The organism is Paenibacillus sp. OT2-17, from assembly GCF_009827695.1.
In the GTDB taxonomy this organism is placed as follows: domain Bacteria; phylum Bacillota; class Bacilli; order Paenibacillales; family Paenibacillaceae; genus Paenibacillus; species Paenibacillus polymyxa_B.
This window is the reverse complement of sequence record NZ_WUDQ01000006.1, coordinates 76,661-92,300: the sequence shown is the minus strand read 5'-3', so window position 1 is coordinate 92,300 and position 15,640 is coordinate 76,661. Positions and strand designations below refer to the sequence as shown.

The window sequence follows — 15,640 nt, the reverse complement described above, 5'->3', positions numbered from 1 at the left end:
GGTCTGCTATGCTTAATGTTATCGGAGCTTATAGAGTTCGGCCCGGTAACGCCCCCCGAACAAAAGGAAAGCCGGGCGGAAATTTACGTGGAAAAAGTGAAGGATTTTATTGAAATGAATTATGCTCAGAAAATTACCATTGAGCACATTGCAAATTTTATCGGACTCAATCGAAGCTATTTGTGTTCGTTATTCAAACAACAAGTAAACACAAGCATACAGGATTATTTGGTTCGCTATAGGATCAACAAAGCATGTGAAATGATGGGAAACGCTGAACTTTCGATAGGTGATATTTCCCGTTCAGTCGGCTATAACGACCCTTTACTCTTCTCGAAAATTTTTAAAAAGGTAAAGGGATTCTCCCCCAAACATTATCGAACTGAAACCCATGCTCAAAGTCAAGCCGACTACTAAAAATACAATCGCTGACTCATTTGGAGGATGGGACGACATCAATTCAATGTTTGTCACCTATTCGGCATGGACTCCAAGAGCAGAGATGACGTTCTACCCAACTACTGGTAAGAGGCCTCTTACGAACAAAAAAGATCAGCCAGAAAAACTGGCTGATCTCATAAGTTTATTTTGTTGTAGTTTGTCCTTCCAAATAAGAAACCGGCTCTTTAACCTCTACTTTGGTACCGCCAAATTCATCTTTAATGTATTTTTGAGTATCCTCGTTATGATAGAGATCCGCTAACTTTTGCAGCCCTTTGTCATTCGCCTTATCAGATGAAGTAACCAGGACGTTAATATTATTTTTGGTTGCCTGACTGATTTCCTCATGGAACAAGGAATCTTTCAGTACATTCAGACCCCCTTCTAAAGCAATTGTATTCCCAATCAGCACCAAGCCTACATCTTGAATCACTCGTGGTCCTGTTTTGTCATCAATTAGTTCAAATTTCAGGTTTTTAGGATTGCTAGTAATATCATTGACTGTACCCAAGGCATCATTAAAGTCAGCCTTAAGCTTAATCAAACCGGAGGCTTCCAATAACTTTAAACCTCTTGCTGTATTGGCCGGGTTATCTGCCAAAGCTACCAGAGCCCCGTCGGTCACTTCATCGATGCTTTTGAATTTTTGCGAATAAATCCCCATAGGCTCCAGGTAGGTTGTGGCTATAGCCTTCAAATCGGCTTTGCTCTCTTTGTTATAGCTAACCAGGTACGCCCACGATTGGAATGCATTCACATCTACTTCGCCTTCTTTGGTCGCATTGTTCGTTTCGATTCCGCCGTTAATTTCTTTCACTTCAATGTCCAGCTTGGCATCCTTGGCGGCCTGGGACTGGGCAATATGCTTCCATATCTGGGCGTCAGAGCCCATGGAGCCGATGACCACTTTTTGCGTTTCCGAACCGGAAGCGGCGCTGGAGCCATTGCTGTCTGAACTTTTATTACCGCATCCTGCGGCAACCAATAATAAACTAATCCCTAATAGTAAAACGAACGATTTCTTCATGTTGTTTTCCCCCAGATCATGTATGCTAGTGCATCGTCATTCCACCTGTAACATTAATCGCTTGTCCTGTCATATATGCAGAGAGCGGACTGGCCAGAAACAGCACCACATTGGCGACATCCTCCACCTCAGCCGTTCTCCCCAAAGGTACCTGTGAACAATCTTCTTCGTATATTTCTTGAGCGGTCATTCCGCGAATGACGCCCCCTTCAATCCGTTCACGATGCTTCATCGGCGTTTCTACAATGCCGGGGCAGACCGCATTTACCAAAATATTTTGCTGGGCAAGCTCAATGGCCATTACCTTGGTCAAGCCGAGAACCGCATGTTTGGAAGCACAATATCCGCCCATCGCCCGATATCCATTTTTTCCAGCCTGCGAAGCAATTTGAATAATTCGTCCTGATTTACGAGCGGCCACCATTTCTTTGGCAAACCGTTTGGACGTTACATATAATCCAGTTGAATTGATCGAAAATACTTTCTCCCAATCAGCCAACTCACTATCAATGACATAATCCATCGTAGAAGTACCAGCGCAGTTCACCAATATATCAGGAACTCCCGCTTCGCTGATTAGTAGATCGCACCATCTTTCGATATCATCCGGTTTGGATATGTCCAATTGCGTTTCAACCAACTGTGGATTAACCACTCTATACGGCTCTTCATAAGAAATATCAGCAGAAATCACTTTAGCTCCGCTTTTAATGAAAAGCTCTACAATTCCCTTGCCTATGCCTGACTTGCCGCCTGTCACTACCGCTGTCTGATGAGATAGGTCAATCGAAATCATAAATTTTAAAATACTCTTTCGAAAGGATCGCGGCTAATACCCGCCTCTAATACAATCTTCACATATTCCTGCGCTGAAAAAAGAGAGTGGTCCTTGTAGTTCCCGCATTCCAAAGCAGTAACAGCCGGAACCTCTGTCGTCTCCAGAATTCTTTTCAAGGTTTTTTCCAAAGCGAGTGCAATTTCCTCAGGCTCATGTTCATTCCACAAAATCAAGTAGAACCCCGTTCTGCATCCCATAGGAGAGATATCAATAATTCCTTTGATTTCATCTCTCAGGTACGTCGCTAATAAGTGCTCCAGCGTATGTACAGCTGCTGTCGGAAGTGCGTCTTCATTAGGTTGTAAAAATCTCAAGTCATACTTTTGAACTGTGCTTCCTTTTTCGTCATGCTCTACTCCCGCTGCTCTTACATAAGGAGCCTTTACAATCGTGTGATCTAATTGAAAACTTTCTACTTTTGCCATTTTTCTTTTCCTCTTTTCTGTAATTTATATTTTTAATCTAATGATGGATACTCTACATTTGTGATTTTTTAAGAAAGAATTAAATGCTTCAAATCAGCATTTTTGTAATTATACATCGGATTACTCGGTTTTACCACCATAATTCTTATCGTATTTCTTTTTTCTTTGACCGTCTCTCCTTTGCCTGTAGGTTTTGACATAGTGTACAATGTATACGATAATGCATTTTTACGAAAAAGATCGAGGACATCATAAGCCTCATTTAGGAGAATGCTCTGTGAATGAACCGGATTGGAAGCACCTGAATGCTGTCCCATTACCCTTGCAGGAATTTCAGCTACAGCTGGATCAAAACAGTGTTAACGCCAAGCAACTAGAGGAGTGGAGAAAGATTCCCGTCCTTTATCAGCTGGCTCTGGAGGAATTAAAGAATAAAATTAAGCTGATTCAGACGGAATGGAAGCTGTTAGACGGTTTTAGCCCGATTGAGCATATTAAAACCCGGATCAAAGAGCCCCACAGCATCGTGGAAAAGGTTCGGCGCAAAGGGCATGAAGTGACCTTGGACAATATATTGCGTGAAATTCATGATATCGCGGGAATGCGCGTGGTATGCGCTTTTGTGAAAGATATTTATCGTCTGATGGATCATCTTCACACACGGGAAGACATTCGTATTCTGGAGGTCAAGGACTATATAGCCCATCCTAAGCCCAACGGCTATCAGAGCCTACATGTCATTGTGGAAATTCCGCTGATCCTGTTTGAGGGCACACGCTGGATCAAGGTTGAAATTCAATTGCGCACATTGGCTATGGATTTCTGGGCCAGTATGGAGCATATTTTGTACTATAAGTTCGATAAGAAAGTGCCTGAACATGTCGTTAATGGATTGACCGAAGCCGCACGTGCAACCTACGAGCTGGATCAGAAAATGCTGAAGTTGCGCGGCGAAATTTTATCGCTTAGCGAGGAACAGGATGCGGAAGAATCCCCGGCGAAACAATCCGAAGAGTCGTCCTTGAAGACACTCTCCCTCCCTGCAGATCACGCCACTTCACGGCCACAGACCTGCTAAGTTTTTGTGCACAAGATAACTTAAGAATTCAGTCGAGGCTGCAACAACTATGGTTCATTCTTACGCTGGATTCTTATGTATTAGGTATAAATAAAGAGCCATCAAAACCACGTTCATCATGGTTTTGATGGCTCTTTTACACATTTTTTCGATCAAATATTACTGCTTCTCGCGAATCTCTGTGCTGATTTTCTCTACGATGTCCGCAATACTGAGTGATCCCAGATCGCCTTCGCCGCGTTTACGAACCGCTACAGTACCGGTTGTTTTTTCATTTTCCCCGATAACGAACATATATGGAACCTTCTCCAATTGCGCCTCGCGGATTTTATAACCAAGCTTCTCATTGCGAGTATCCACTTCGACGCGCAGACCTGCTTTCAGCAACACATCCTGTATCTCATTAGCAGTCTCGATATAGTTCTCGGATACTGGCAGCAGCTTCGCATGAACAGGAGCCAACCACAATGGGAATGCACCTGTAAAATGCTCAGTGAGGATGCCCATGAAGCGGTCAATCGAACCGTAGATAGCACGGTGAATAACGACTGGACGGTGCTTCTGGTTGTCCTCGCCCACATAAGTGAGGTCGAATTTTTCAGGCATTTGGAAGTCCAATTGGATCGTTCCGCACTGCCAGCTACGTTTGAGCGCATCGAGAATGTGGAAGTCAATTTTTGGACCGTAAAATGCTCCATCTCCCGCATTAATACGGTAGTTGATGCCCAGGTGATCCAGCACGTTTTGCAGAGCTTGTTCCGCTTGATCCCACAGTACTGGCTCGCCCATAAAGTCATCTGGACGTGTGGACAATTCCACTGTGAAGTCAAAGCCAAACACACTATACATTTCGTTAATCAGCTTAATTACGTCTGTAATTTCTTGTTCAATCTGACCTGGTGTGACGAAAATATGCGCATCATCCTGACAAAATGTACGAACACGCATCATACCGTTCAACGCGCCGGACAGCTCATGGCGATGCACTTGTCCAAATTCGGCTATACGAATTGGCAGATCGCGGTAAGAGTGAAGCTCATTTTTAAACACAAGCATATGCCCTGGGCAGTTCATCGGTTTCAGAGCAAATGTAGTTTCATCCACTTCGGAGAAGTACATATTTTCCTTGTAATGCTCATAGTGTCCCGATTGTTCCCACAGACGATTGTTCATCATCAGCGGTGTACGTACTTCCTCATAGCCATGCAGACGTTGAATGTCACGGGAGTAATCTTCCAATGCAGTGCGGACAACCATACCTTTAGGCAGGTAGAACGGCATGCCCGGTGCTTCTTCGGAGAACATGAACAGTTCCAGCTCTTTACCCAGCTTGCGATGGTCGCGTTTTTTCGCTTCTTCCAGCAAATGCAGGTGCTCATCCAGTTGTGCTTTTTTCGGGAATGCTGTTCCGTAGATACGTTGCAGCATCTTGTTGTTGGAATCGCCTCTCCAGTATGCGCCCGCTACACTCAACAGTTTAAAAGCTTTGATGCGGCCAGTAGATGGCAAATGCGGGCCACGACACAGGTCAAAAAATTCGCCTTGATCATAGATTGTAATTTCCGCTTCTTCCGGCAAATCACGAATCAGTTCCAGCTTCAGTGGATCTTCCAACTCTCCAAAAATACGAGTGGCTTCCTCACGGCTAACCACACGACGTGTAATCGGCAGATTTTCCTGTGCGATCTTCGTCATTTCCTTCTCAATCTTGGCCAAGTCGTCAACGGACAATGGGTTTTCGATATCAATGTCATAGTAGAAGCCGCTGTCGATGACCGGACCGATACCCAGCTTCACGTTTTTCTCACCGTAAATGCGTTTGAGTGCCTGAGCGAGCAAATGCGCTGTACTGTGGCGATAAATTTCCAGACCGTCTGCACCGTCCAGCGTAATAATTTCAAGGTCAACGTTCTGATCCAAAACGGTGTTCAGATCTACAGCCTTCCCGTTCACTTTACCTGCTACTGCGTTCTTTTTCAGCCCGGAGCTGATCGAACCCGCCACGTCGGCGATCGTTACGCCCTGCTCGTACTCGCGTACGGCTCCATCCGGCAATTTCACTTGAATACTCACGATTAAAGCCTCCATTTCAAATTGTGTGCTATATCAAAATTGAACGCAAAAAAACGCCTCTCTCCCTCAAGGGACGAGTGCGTTCAGCTCGTGGTTCCACCCTAGTTCGGCCCGCTCCTGTGCGTACATTCATGTTCATCGGAACATGCTTCATGCACGACATGCGTGACCCTCCATTGGTATCCGTTAACGGGGATAAAGCGGTAGGCGCTTACTAATGTTACTGCCAGATTGCACAGCTACATGTTCAACGTCACGGCTACAAAGGGGTAACTTCACATGCGGTTGCCGGAAAAGCTCTCAGCCTCGTCTTTTCTCTCTGAACGGCCCTTCAAGGAAATCATGTCTTTGGTCAATGCCTTGAATATCACTATATGCTACAGCATTATAGATCAAATTCGCAGGTATTTCAAGTGGGCGATTATGTAATTTCATGCCTCCTATGCATCAGCTAGCTAAGGGAGCTCATGTGCCCATATTTACACAGCTCTAAAAACACTATAATATATACTTATCTAGACGATACCGTACAGAAAGGGAGAGGGAGAGATGCCTAAAATTATTGTCACAGAAGAACAATGGATTCAGAAAGGAATCGAACGTTTTGAACAGGGTGGGATTGATCAACTCGTAGTTGAGAAAATGGCCGTTGCTTTAGGGTGCAGTAAGAGTAGTTTTTATTGGTATTTTAACAATCGCAGCAGCTACATTAGACAGATTGTGGAGACATGGAAGGAACAGACGACACAACAGATTATTGCAGCGTCCATCATCCATGCTGCCGCAGATGAGCGGATCAGAGAGTTGTTAACCCAGATGTTCGGAAAGACGAAACGAGGAGATTTTCTGTTTTATCTGCGAAAACTGTCATTGAAGGATGATAGTTACCATTCCCTACTCAATGAAGTCGAACAGATGAGAATGGAGTTTATGAAGCAGCTTTTAATACAGAAGGGAATGCAACCAGAGAAAGCCTTTCAGAGATCATGGATGTTGTACCATTACTACTTAGGCTGGTATGAGCGTCACAAGCAAGAGACATTAAGTGACGAAGCCATTCAACGGCATATTCACATGATTTGGACAGAGTGGATTTCGAATGAATTCAATTAAGGAGGGTGCCACATGTTGGAGTTACTTACATGGGCAGTTGGCGGAATTCTATGGGTACTGAGCGGCATGCATCTATATTGGGTATTCGGCGGACAAAAAGGTGCAAAGGCAGCGATCCCAAGCACAGGAACAGCTTTGCTCTTTGAGCCCTCCAAGATAGGGACATCAATTGTAGCTATTCTACTAGCTTTAGCCGCTTGGTTCGTACTAGAACTAGGTGGAGTTACACAATTCCTGTTTTTCAGTTCCTTTCATTCCTACGGTGCAGGTTTGTTATCGTGCATATTTATTTTACGTTCTATAGGAGATTTCAAATGGGTAGGGTTCTTCAAGAGAAAAAAAGGAACTGTTTTTGCAAAGTGGGACACTGCGCTCTACTCGCCCCTTTGTTTTCTCTTGGGAACAGCCATTTTAATCATTATGTTTTTGCGTACGGCATAGCTTAAAGCTGACCTCTATCAGGTGGTTTGTTTCTTTCGCACGTCTCCACTCGTTTCTTTCTCAGTGAAAAAGTACAGCAAAGCCAGCACAGGCAGGACGACTCCAATCAGAGAACTGAAATTCCAACCTCCTAACGCATACGACCAACCCCCTAATGATGATCCAATCGCTCCGCCTATGAAAAAAATAGACATGAATAATCCGTTCAAACGCCCTCTCGCTTCACTTCCCAAGGAGTAAATCACACGCTGTCCAAGTACAAGGTTTCCCGATACAGCCATATCCAGTGTAATCGCTGAAATAAAGAGAAGTACGAGCGCAACGGTCGAATGACTTTGAAAAAGATAGATGAGCAAAAAAGACAAGGCTGCAATGATCATAGCTAACCCGGTTAAACCTTTGCTCCAGCCTTTATCAGCCAATCTCCCGGCAATCGGAGCAGCTACTGCACCGCCTACGCCTACCAAAGCAAACAATGCAATCCCTTGTTGAGACATTCCGAAATCATCCGCCAATCGTAAAGGAACAACAGTCCAAAATAGGCTGAAGGCCCCAAATAGGCAGGCTTGATAGAGGGCACGGCGACGCAATGCAGGCGTTTGTTTTAAAAGAGTGCCTAACGAGAAAATCAATTTACTGTAAGATACCGTAGGCACAGGCTTGCGCTCTGGAAGAGCTCGCGAGAGCAGAATCGTCAACAGCGTCAAGACAATGGCTGACAAAATAAATACGGCTTGCCATCCCCAGATGCTGGTGATAAAGCTTGCTACTGGCCGTGCGAACATAATGCCTAGCAAGAGTCCGCTCATGACATTCCCAACAACGCGGCCGCGCTGCTCTTCGGATGCTAAATAGGTGGCGTACGGCACCAGTATTTGGGCTACCACAGATCCAATTCCAATGAATAAGGATGCGGTCAGGAACAACGGGGCATTGGTGGCAAAAGCGGCAACAACCAATGCACAGACTGTGATGATTAGCGATATGACCATGAGCCGTCGATTTTCAATAATGTCGCTGAGCGGTACGATAAATAGCAATCCCACCACATAACCGATTTGAGTCAAGGTGACAATGAAGCCCGCTGCTGTAGAAGAAAGACCCATAGCAATGTGAATAGGTCCTACAAGGGTTTGAGCATAGTACAGGTTGGCAACAATAAGGCCGCATGCGGCTGCCAACAAAAACATCATCCAATTTGAGATACGGTTACTTTCTAAGGCTTGTTGTTCTCTTTGCATGATAATCCTCCTCATTAATTTAAATACTAAACGTATAGTTCATTAATTCGATAATCAAATAATATACTGAACGTTTCGTTTTGTAAATAGGCGAAATCAACTTTTTTATTTCACATAATATTTGATATACTGAACGTATAGTTTATTTTTCGCGTTTACTTATATCCGTTAAGAAGGTGAGCATTCCAGTGCAGAGCAAAAGAGGACGTCCACGTAATGTCGAGACGCAAAAATCTATCCTTAACGCTTCCTATGATCTACTGTTGGAGCAAGGCTTTGGGGCGGTGACGGTAGAAAAAATTGCTGAGCGAGCGAAAGTTAGCAAAGCCACCATTTATAAATGGTGGCCTAACAAAGCTGCAGTAGTAATGGATGGTTTCCTGTCAGCCACCATAGCAAGATTGCCCGTGCCCGACACGGGTTGTGTATTAGATGACATTCTCATTCATGCCACGAATTTAGTGCGGTTCTTAATAAGCCGAGAGGGTAAAATCATTACAGAGTTAATAGGCGAAGGGCAACTTGATTCAGGATTGTCAGAGGCATACCGGACCCGATATTTCCACCCTCGGCGACTTGAGGCTAGGCTTCTTATTGAGCGCGGAATAGAGCGCGGAGAATTGAAGGAAAATCTCGATATTGAATTATGTATCGATCTCATTTATGGCCCAGTTTTTTATCGATTGTTGGTAACCGGTTATCCATTAGACGATTCCTATGTGCGACAATTAGTCTTAAATGCGTTCAAAGGAATTGGCTTGGACTGAATGACGTGGCATTAAGCAGTTCTCACAGAGTATCCTCTGTGAGGGCTGCTTTTTCTTTTACCTGCCACGATCCTCTGGCTAACTCCTGATTTGTTTATTCGTCAGGGTCTATACTAATTTTTTGCAGTAAATCGATAAGAAGCTCCTCTTCCTCTTCGGATAGATTGTAGACAAGGCTGACATTGGACTCGTCCAATATTCCTTGTAGGACAGGGGAAAATTCTAGCGCCTTGGCCGTAGGAGACAAAAGATGGGAACGGCGGTCATTTGGGTCTGTTTTCCGTTCAATGTAGCCTGATTCCTCCAATTGTTTCACAGAGCGTGCCGTGGTTGCCTTGTCAAATTTAAGTTCATTCGTCAACTGCTCTTGTGTAATGCCCGGCCGCTGCAAAATGAGCTTTAAAAAGCTGTGTTGTCCTCCACTGCCGATTCCGTAAGGAGTCAGTTTTTTGGACAATATTTTTTGATTACGACGGTACAGGTGGGAAATTAGCTTTCCAATCGGTTGTTTTTTTCTCATCAAATACACCTCATTGGCTTAAAAATGACACATCCCCAGTTGGGACCAAAGCAAAGTTTACAACAATATTGTTGCACACGCAACTAATTTGCTGTACACTAGAACCGTTCATTTAGTTGCGCGTGCAACTAAATAGAAATTGTTAACGATAACGAGGTGTAATGATGAGTTCAACTGCTATAACGGCTACAACCTATCAAGAGAATATCGACGTCCAGAAGAAACGTTGGCTGATTTTAATTGTTTTGAATCTGTTTACATTTATGTCCACATTGGATGGAAGCATCGTCAATATCGCTCTTCCTGTGTTGTCTCGCACGTTACATTTACCCGTGGCACAGATTGAATGGGTGACAACCGCCTATTTAATGGCGATATGTACCGCTATCTTATTTTTTGGCAAGCTTGGAGATATCGTTGGTAAAATCAAAATATTCAAAATCGGCACAATCGTATTCATTCTTGGCTCCCTATTGTGCGGTCTTAGCTCTTCGCTCTCTATGCTGCTGATTTCCCGTATTATTCAGGCGTTTGGAGCGTCCATGACCATGGCGAACAGCCAGGGGATTGTGACAGATATCTTCCCGTCCAATGAACGGGGCAAAGCGCTTGGCCTCATTGGAACCTTCGTTTCTCTGGGTAGTATCGCCGGGCCAAGCTTGGGCGGTATTATTGTCTCGTCGCTGGGCTGGCAGTATATTTTCTGGGTCAATGTACCGGTAGGACTGGTCGCTGTCTTTCTTGGCTGGAAGCTTTTGCCGAAGGATCTGATCAAGGTGAAAGATAAAATTGACGTTCCCGGTAGCTTGGTGTTTGCTATTTTTATTCTCACTTTGTTCGTCGGATTGTTGCTGGGACAGCAGGTCGGGTATGGAGACAAACGTATCGTTGCTTCGCTGGTGGTGGCTGTAGTTGCTTTTGCCATGTTCATTAGGTTGGAACTTCGTCGTCCAGGGCCGCTGTTACAGCTCGCACTATTCAAAAATCCGTTATTTTCGCTCAGTATTTTGTGTGCTTTTCTGGTGTTCGTCGCTAATTTTTGCTTTAACATCATTTCGCCTTTCTATGCGCAGAATATGCTGAACTTGTCGCCTTTTCATGCCGGGTTCCTGCTGATGCTGCTCCCCATCTCGATGGTTATTGTGGCCCCTCTCAGCGGTGCGCTTTCCGATAAAATCGGATCTGAACTGCTTACATTCGCCGGGCTAGTCGTTATGGTTATTGCCCAGATTGGATTGGCCCAACTGCATGCAGGCAGCTCCATCCCGCTCGTGGGTCTTTGGATTGCCATGCTGGGCATTGGCAGTGGTTTATTCCAATCGCCGAACAACTCGCTGATTATGTCCACGGTACCCCGCACACAGCTCGGCTCAGCCGGGAGTGTCAATTCGCTGGTTCGCAACGTCGGTATGGTTGTGGGGATCACTTTGGCCACATCGATCCTCTTTTATATTATGAGTAAAGAGGCTGGTTATCGGGTCACCGGCTTGGTCCCGGGTCATCCAGAAATTTTTCTGGCAGGCATGCATGTAGTCTTTATGACGTCCGCGTCCATCTGTCTTGTGGCGGCATTGTTAACAGGCTGGCGGCTGATTGGGGCTAGACGGGCAAAAACGCAGCAAGAAAAGGGATAAAGACCAAGAGAAGAAATAAAGCGTCCGTAGACAGAACAGTGATCGTAGAATTAAGATGATGAGTATTGCAGTACAAACACGGCATTAAAAGCAACATTTACAATTTTAAAAATGTGATACAAGGGTGGCGCTTACATGAAATATTGCTATGAATGCGGAACAAAATTGATGGTGAAGGAGTGTGAAGGCGAGGGCCCTATCCCCTTTTGTCATACATGCCAGGTCTTTCGTTTCCCGATATTCAGCACTGCGATCAGTACCGCTGTATTGAATAGTCAGAGAAATAAGGTGCTGCTCATACAGCAGTACAATATTCAGGGCTTCATTTTATTGGCAGGTTATGTGAGCAAGGGTGAATCCGCCGAGCAGACATTGGTGCGTGAAGTTAAGGAAGAAGTAGGATTACAAGTCGATGAGTATCAATATATGCGCAGTGAGTATTTTGAACGAAGCAATACACTGATGCTGAATTTTGTATCCATTGTGAATGACGATCAGTTGGATGTTCTTAGTACGGAGGTAGATCAAGCACGTTGGTTTACACTGGAGGAAGCCAAGCAAGCTATTTTGAAAAACAGCTTAGCTGAATCCTTCTTGCTGACCATTATTGAAAAGATTGAGGCAGGCTTATTTTGAAGTGATATAAGCGTGGCGATGCCAAAATGATGAATTTACAGAATATATTGAATTGCTAAACCGCAAGATGGCTGCTCTTCAAAGGAACCCTCTTGCGGGTCACAGCATGTTTATACTCTTTGTCATTGCTGGAATTTCAGCGACTCCCCTCACATCCCCTACATTTCTACTAAACGTCCATTCTCTTTCCATGATTGCAGTATTTTCTCAAGTACCCACTGATTTTTGTAGCCGTCCTCGAATAAGGGAGCACGATCCACAGACTTTCCCCTTGCCAGCTCAACAAAATCTTCATAAGCCGTATGATTATAGATTATAGGGACAGCCCAAGTCTCGTATTCGGCACCCGGGTGTTCCAGGTCACGCAGCACGATGCGGATACTTTCCGGGTTATTGAGGCTGGCGTGCAGTGTGCCAAGTTCTCCATAGATATCGACTTCGATATCGTGCCGTATGCCGATGGCATTTTTATGAGTGATAAAGGTTCCCACGGTATTGTCGCCTACGATGCCATGAAAGGCAGCAAGATCTTCCACATCTACTTTTACAGGCAGACCCGTGATCGGATCGAACCGCTCAGGTGTAATGGTATGTAACAGCGCTGCGACACTTTTAAATTCACCCACCAAAAAACGGGCCAGATCAATGATATGTGAGGCTGTATCCCCCACTACTCCAGAACCAGCCTTGGCTAAATTGTGACGCCATGTATACGGATGCTGACGATATGGCGCAAATGCATCCATTAGATAACGAAATTGAATGTTATAGATTTTACCCAGCTTTTGCTCATCCAGCAGTTGCTTGGTATATTGGAAGGCCGCCCCGTAGCGATGCTTATAGTGAACCAGCAAAGGCACCGGATTCGCTGTATATAGCTTTTTCAACTGATCCGCTTCTTCCCATGTGAGAGTCAATGGTTTTTCTGCCAGTACAGCTTTGTGTTCTTCCAGCGCAATACGAATAATGTCAAAATGCACATCATTGGGTGTCAGCGACAGAATCGCATCTACCTCTGGGTCACGGATTAATGCTTCATAATGGGCGTACCGCTTGGAAGCAGGTAGTTGCAATTGTTCTCCGATGGCTTGAAGGCGATTGGGATTCACATCACTAACGGCCACAATAGATACCCCCGAGATGGTGTGCAGTGATCTCATGTGATATTCAGCGATCAGACCCAGGCCAATGATACCCATCCGAACTTGTTTGGTTGGGGAGGTAGAGGTACTCATATGTTCAGAATTCCCTTCTCTTCTATTTGGTTTGAACTCTGTAGCAAATTCCTTTTTGCTATGCAGTATCACCCGTTGCTTTGTAGAATAGTCCCCACAGGAAGTGAGCGTCACAACCTTGAATTCAACAGTCTGATGCCGGGCAGTGAATACAATGTTCCATAAAAAAGGATCTGCAGCTCCGTTGTCCGGTGTTGCAGATCCTTGGTATTCCTTTTCTATATCGACTACATCAAAAATGTACCTACCACAAAAGACACCCCGACGATGACCGAGCGCAGCAGCTGTGCCAGAGCCACATTGCCGTTGGCAATTTCCTCACACACTTTGGTACGCGGCGTCACCAGATCAAAAATCACATAGACCAGACACAGCACTACAATGCCCACAGCCGACCAGGTCAGCATATCTAGCCATGAATGACTGCTGTACGACACCATTCCCACGATGATACACAGACCTAGCAGCTTTGCACCCATATAGATGCCTGCCGCCTCATTGCCACGTGCGATTTCTTGATTATCGTTATAACGTGTCAGCAAGCTGAACACAAAATAACCTACGATTAAGATGGCAAACAGGATAAGCAGGCCGATACCTACATTGCCCAATGCGTTGCCCAAACTGATATGAGAGTCCAATTTTCTTCCTCCTTATGATACCTCAGGATTTTGCAAAATCCTCACTTGTGAAAATAACAGATATGTTCGAATATTGTACATTGTTTTAATTCAGCTTATATAACGGGCGGATTAGGAGGTACGGTGGCAACGGCGGCGGCGCAATAATAGGCCATATCACCTGTTACCTTTTCACCGATTCGCGGCAGGACACCCGCAAAACGCCCCCCGATCACGAATATACCTGTCAGCACATAGCCGTGAAATAGCCCTTCCTCGGTCTGTACCTCTGCGCTCTGCATCGGCCACAGCCGCTGATAAATCTTAGGCTGTCCCTCGTAATAAGCGGCAATATGTGCGGCTTCCTCCTGCTCAGGCGTTCGTGGACCATCAGCTTGGTGAAGCAGATCAGGGTTGTCAGTCTGCGCAGGTTCAACCTCTCCCAAGGCGCCTTTCAGCATCTCCTCGGATTGAGGATGTTCAATCAAGTGCGTCCCTTTACCCTCCCGACCCCATATACCTTTGGCCACATAAGGCTCTTTATTTTGCATAAACACCGAGGGTTCAAAATACGTAGGCAGCAGGTAGGTTCGTATCACCTCCAGCTCGCGATCGTCAAACAAGCGAAAACCGCAGAACTCTGGTGTCTGCTCATTGCGCTCATATAGCGACCACACGGTTGCGGTGAACCCTTTGCTCTGGGTAATGATATGCTGTGGCGGGTTGATTAATCCTATTTTCCCGTCTGCCACCATATCCATTAGCGCCTGCCCCACCTCAAGCCCCGTATCCTCCTCCCGGTCATCAATTAGATATTCCAGCGGATACAGGCGATAGAGAATGTGGATCTGCTCTCCCCGGTGATACAATCCTTCATTCGGGATAATCTCCAGTTCTTCCAAAGGCGCATAAACCACTTCAAACCCGGCTTGTTCACATAAATGCATAATATATTTGGTGTTCGTCTGATCCTCGATGTGCCAGTCATAGCAAGTGAAATACACCTTTGTTCCTAATCCCTTATTGCTATAAAAATGAATGAACTCCGTCAAGGCAGACTGAATCGCCTCGTCCATTCCAGATGAGGGTCCATGTAATGCATTGTCATCCGCCGATATTCCATCCCTACTCAGCACCTCCAGCAGCTTTCCTTCGAGATAAGCCACCTCGGGAATCCCGGTTGGGGTATCGGTGTTATTCTCTATGCACTTGATACCCGCTTCCCCCACAATCCAGTCCTGGCGGGTTATCCCATCCGGCTCGACCTCCATTCGTGCAGCACGCAGCAAGCCTGGATGAATCCCCAACCGTTCCACCAGGTATTCATCCGGCATATAGCGCTGGACGAATTGCTGAACCTTGCGATAAATACGATGTACCGCCTCAGAAGCAGTCTGAAGCTCTGCCAGCTCGCTTTCCCGATATACCGTTAAGGCCGGCACGCAATAGGATTTACCATACATGCGATGATACGGAATTCTACGGCTGATTTCACCCTTAAAAAGCTCATCATGTTCATAAGGCAATTGCCGAATCTTACGCATGCTCATC

General features: G+C 45.4%; 16 protein-coding genes. 7 read left to right on the top strand and 9 right to left on the bottom strand.

Translation table 11 applies throughout. The features are described 5' to 3' along the window. Window positions 1–417 (top strand): helix-turn-helix domain-containing protein (locus GRP75_RS03705; protein ID WP_160788624.1); only part of this gene is annotated, 417 nt, incomplete at its 5' end. A gap of 166 nt (window positions 418–583) precedes the next feature. Here the strand turns inward: GRP75_RS03705 and GRP75_RS03700 are convergent. Genes GRP75_RS03700 through GRP75_RS03690 form a run of 3 tightly spaced genes read right to left on the bottom strand, consistent with a single transcriptional unit; the run spans window position 584 to window position 2,731 of the window. Next, the gene (locus tag GRP75_RS03700) at window positions 584–1,468 is read right to left on the bottom strand and encodes a MetQ/NlpA family ABC transporter substrate-binding protein (protein ID WP_023986814.1); all 885 of its coding nucleotides are present in this window, start codon (window positions 1,466–1,468) and stop codon (window positions 584–586) included. 25 nt (window positions 1,469–1,493) lie between these two features. Further along, a complete protein-coding gene (locus GRP75_RS03695) occupies window positions 1,494–2,264 on the bottom strand; it encodes an SDR family NAD(P)-dependent oxidoreductase (RefSeq protein ID WP_160788623.1) in 771 nt (256 codons plus the stop codon). A 5-nt stretch (window positions 2,265–2,269) separates the two neighbouring features. Continuing rightward, window positions 2,270–2,731, bottom strand: a complete 462-nt coding sequence (locus GRP75_RS03690) for an S-ribosylhomocysteine lyase (RefSeq protein ID WP_007428584.1) — start codon at window positions 2,729–2,731, stop codon at window positions 2,270–2,272. Window positions 2,732–3,008: 277 nt separating this feature from the next. Here GRP75_RS03690 and GRP75_RS03685 point away from each other — a divergent pair, with 277 nt between their 5' ends. Next, a complete protein-coding gene (locus GRP75_RS03685; RefSeq protein ID WP_023986812.1) occupies window positions 3,009–3,809 on the top strand; it encodes a GTP pyrophosphokinase in 801 nt (266 codons plus the stop codon). 159 nt (window positions 3,810–3,968) lie between these two features. On the opposite strand, the gene thrS is transcribed toward GRP75_RS03685, so the two are convergent. Next, on the bottom strand, window positions 3,969–5,882 hold the full coding sequence (gene thrS / locus GRP75_RS03680; protein ID WP_160788622.1) for a threonine--tRNA ligase: 1,914 nt from the start codon (window positions 5,880–5,882) through the stop codon (window positions 3,969–3,971). Between the two features lie 549 nt (window positions 5,883–6,431). Between thrS and GRP75_RS03675 the strand changes: the two genes are divergently transcribed. Together GRP75_RS03675 and GRP75_RS03670 are read left to right on the top strand one after the other, a co-directional pair. Beyond that, a complete protein-coding gene (locus GRP75_RS03675) occupies window positions 6,432–6,995 on the top strand; it encodes a TetR/AcrR family transcriptional regulator (RefSeq protein ID WP_076295412.1) in 564 nt (187 codons plus the stop codon). A 12-nt stretch (window positions 6,996–7,007) separates the two neighbouring features. Next, complete coding sequence (locus tag GRP75_RS03670) at window positions 7,008–7,436, top strand: DUF3995 domain-containing protein (RefSeq protein WP_053324539.1); 429 nt, start codon at window positions 7,008–7,010, stop codon at window positions 7,434–7,436. A 17-nt stretch (window positions 7,437–7,453) separates the two neighbouring features. Here GRP75_RS03670 and GRP75_RS03665 read toward each other — a convergent pair whose 3' ends face one another. Continuing rightward, entirely contained in the window at window positions 7,454–8,677 is a 1,224-nt protein-coding gene (locus tag GRP75_RS03665; protein WP_023986807.1) for an MFS transporter, read from the bottom strand. Between the two features lie 188 nt (window positions 8,678–8,865). Between GRP75_RS03665 and GRP75_RS03660 the strand changes: the two genes are divergently transcribed. Continuing rightward, window positions 8,866–9,444, top strand: coding sequence for a TetR/AcrR family transcriptional regulator (locus tag GRP75_RS03660; RefSeq protein ID WP_053324537.1), 579 nt, complete (start codon window positions 8,866–8,868; stop codon window positions 9,442–9,444). A gap of 94 nt (window positions 9,445–9,538) precedes the next feature. On the opposite strand, the gene GRP75_RS03655 is transcribed toward GRP75_RS03660, so the two are convergent. Further along, window positions 9,539–9,964: a MarR family winged helix-turn-helix transcriptional regulator gene (locus GRP75_RS03655; protein WP_023986805.1), complete on the bottom strand. Its 426-nt coding sequence runs from the start codon at window positions 9,962–9,964 to the stop codon at window positions 9,539–9,541. Between the two features lie 164 nt (window positions 9,965–10,128). Between GRP75_RS03655 and GRP75_RS03650 the strand changes: the two genes are divergently transcribed. Together GRP75_RS03650 and GRP75_RS03645 are read left to right on the top strand one after the other, a co-directional pair. Further along, window positions 10,129–11,598 (top strand): MFS transporter, encoded by a 1,470-nt coding sequence (locus GRP75_RS03650; RefSeq protein WP_068941241.1) that lies wholly within the window; start codon window positions 10,129–10,131, stop codon window positions 11,596–11,598. Between the two features lie 135 nt (window positions 11,599–11,733). Beyond that, window positions 11,734–12,234, top strand: a complete 501-nt coding sequence (locus GRP75_RS03645; protein ID WP_028541137.1) for an NAD(+) diphosphatase — start codon at window positions 11,734–11,736, stop codon at window positions 12,232–12,234. Window positions 12,235–12,392: 158 nt separating this feature from the next. Here the strand turns inward: GRP75_RS03645 and GRP75_RS03640 are convergent, their stop codons facing one another. From GRP75_RS03640 to GRP75_RS03630, 3 genes are all read right to left on the bottom strand, one after another. Beyond that, window positions 12,393–13,469, bottom strand: a complete 1,077-nt coding sequence (locus GRP75_RS03640; protein WP_160788621.1) for a Gfo/Idh/MocA family protein — start codon at window positions 13,467–13,469, stop codon at window positions 12,393–12,395. Window positions 13,470–13,696: 227 nt separating this feature from the next. Next, window positions 13,697–14,110, bottom strand: coding sequence for a DUF350 domain-containing protein (locus GRP75_RS03635; protein ID WP_023986801.1), 414 nt, complete (start codon window positions 14,108–14,110; stop codon window positions 13,697–13,699). A gap of 95 nt (window positions 14,111–14,205) precedes the next feature. After that, window positions 14,206–15,639 carry a glutathionylspermidine synthase family protein gene (locus tag GRP75_RS03630; protein WP_160788620.1) on the bottom strand — a complete coding sequence of 478 codons (1,434 nt, stop codon included), beginning with the start codon at window positions 15,637–15,639 and terminating at the stop codon, window positions 14,206–14,208. Window position 15,640: the final 1 nt, after the last annotated feature.

Coding starts and splice junctions, on each gene's coding strand:
- GRP75_RS03700 (WP_023986814.1), bottom strand. CDS start 1,468: ATGAAGAAATCGTTCGTTTTACTATTAGGGATTAGTTTATTATTGGTT.
- GRP75_RS03695 (WP_160788623.1), bottom strand. CDS start 2,264: ATGATTTCGATTGACCTATCTCATCAGACAGCGGTAGTGACAGGCGGC.
- GRP75_RS03690 (WP_007428584.1), bottom strand. CDS start 2,731: ATGGCAAAAGTAGAAAGTTTTCAATTAGATCACACGATTGTAAAGGCT.
- GRP75_RS03675 (WP_076295412.1), top strand. CDS start 6,432: ATGCCTAAAATTATTGTCACAGAAGAACAATGGATTCAGAAAGGAATC.
- GRP75_RS03670 (WP_053324539.1), top strand. CDS start 7,008: ATGTTGGAGTTACTTACATGGGCAGTTGGCGGAATTCTATGGGTACTG.
- GRP75_RS03665 (WP_023986807.1), bottom strand. CDS start 8,677: ATGCAAAGAGAACAACAAGCCTTAGAAAGTAACCGTATCTCAAATTGG.
- GRP75_RS03655 (WP_023986805.1), bottom strand. CDS start 9,964: ATGAGAAAAAAACAACCGATTGGAAAGCTAATTTCCCACCTGTACCGT.
- GRP75_RS03650 (WP_068941241.1), top strand. CDS start 10,129: ATGAGTTCAACTGCTATAACGGCTACAACCTATCAAGAGAATATCGAC.
- GRP75_RS03645 (WP_028541137.1), top strand. CDS start 11,734: ATGAAATATTGCTATGAATGCGGAACAAAATTGATGGTGAAGGAGTGT.
- GRP75_RS03640 (WP_160788621.1), bottom strand. CDS start 13,469: ATGAGTACCTCTACCTCCCCAACCAAACAAGTTCGGATGGGTATCATT.
- GRP75_RS03630 (WP_160788620.1), bottom strand. CDS start 15,639: ATGAGCATGCGTAAGATTCGGCAATTGCCTTATGAACATGATGAGCTT.